The sequence below is a fragment of the Nitrosospira sp. CT genome (assembly GCF_059489795.1).
Genome location: NZ_JCAHZJ010000012.1, coordinates 1 through 1201, shown reverse-complemented (window position 1 = coordinate 1201; position 1201 = coordinate 1). Strand labels below are relative to the sequence as shown.

The 1201-nt window shown below is 60.8% G+C and carries 1 protein-coding gene; it reads left to right on the top strand.

What is annotated here, in order from left to right; genetic code table 11:
- Positions 1 to 147 precede the first annotated feature (147 nt).
- Positions 148 to 1119: a catalase family peroxidase gene (locus tag AC52W5_RS02305; RefSeq protein ID WP_495669816.1), complete on the top strand. Its 972-nt coding sequence runs from the start codon at positions 148 to 150 to the stop codon at positions 1117 to 1119.
- Positions 1120 to 1201: the final 82 nt, after the last annotated feature.

Below are 1201 nucleotides of genomic sequence, written 5' to 3'. Positions count from 1 at the left end.
CTCGACCGGATACGGACTATTTTGGAGGCGCGTTTTGGTTTAGATTATCCACCGTGGGCGCGCTTTTTCGTCCGCCTGAAGCAGCTTTCCGTATGTGCTCCCTCATAGACCAGGAGGATAGTCATGCGACCGTGTCAAAGCTTGGTTGTGAGCATCGCGTTCTCCGCGCTGATGGCGGCAGGAGCGACCTACGCCGGCGCCGAAGACGAGTCGCTTGGCGTTCGGCTGGTCAATCAAATGAACGCACTTTACGGCCAGCATGCGGGCGTTCGCGCGAACCACGCCACGGGGGCCGTGTTTGAAGGTACCTTCACGCCGGCGCACGGCGCCGACACCTTCAGTTCGGCTGCCTTTCTCAAAGGTGCTCCCACGCCGCTGGTCATTCGCTTCTCAAATGCGGGCGGCGTCCCCGACGCGCCCGACACCCACCCTTCGACGGGTGGTATCCGCGGCATGGCGATCAAGTTCCGTCTCTCGGGTGGCAGCGAGCAAGACATAGTCTGCATATCGGCCAACGGGTTTCCGGTGGCGACTGGAGAGGATTTTCTGGCTCTACTCCAGGCGATCGGTGCGAGCGGTCCCGACGTGCCCAAGCCGACGCCGGTCGAGAAATTCTTGTCGACCCACCCAGCCGCATCAGCGTTTGTAACCACGCCTCGGCCTGTGGCGGTCAGTTACGGCACGCAGCCTTTCTTCGGCGTCAACGCGTTCAAGTTCACCAATGCGCAAGGCACAAGCAGGTTCGGCCGCTACCGCATCGTACCCGAGAGCGGCCCCGCCTACGTAAGCGATGAAGAGGCGGCGAAGCGTCCCCCGAACGCTCTGGCCGACAATCTACGGGCGTCGCTCCAAACAGGACCAGTCAAGTTCCACCTTTTGGTGCAGGTTGCCGCCGCTGACGATCCAACCACGGATGCCACGAAAGTGTGGCCGGACAGCCGGCCAACAATAGAACTCGGCGAAATCGCGGTCATCAAGGCGTTGGATACGAAGAAGATCGAGAACGAGTTGCTGTTCTTGCCGACCAATGTGACGACCGGCATCGAGGCTTCGGATGACCCGATCATTAATACGCGCACCGAGGCATACGCCGAGTCGTTCAGTCGCCGCACCAAATAGATCGCCCGATAGCTCCCAGAAGGCTGTCCGGGCAAATAATCTCCGCTAGTGGGCGTTCGTAGCGCGATGGGCGCGATCATGC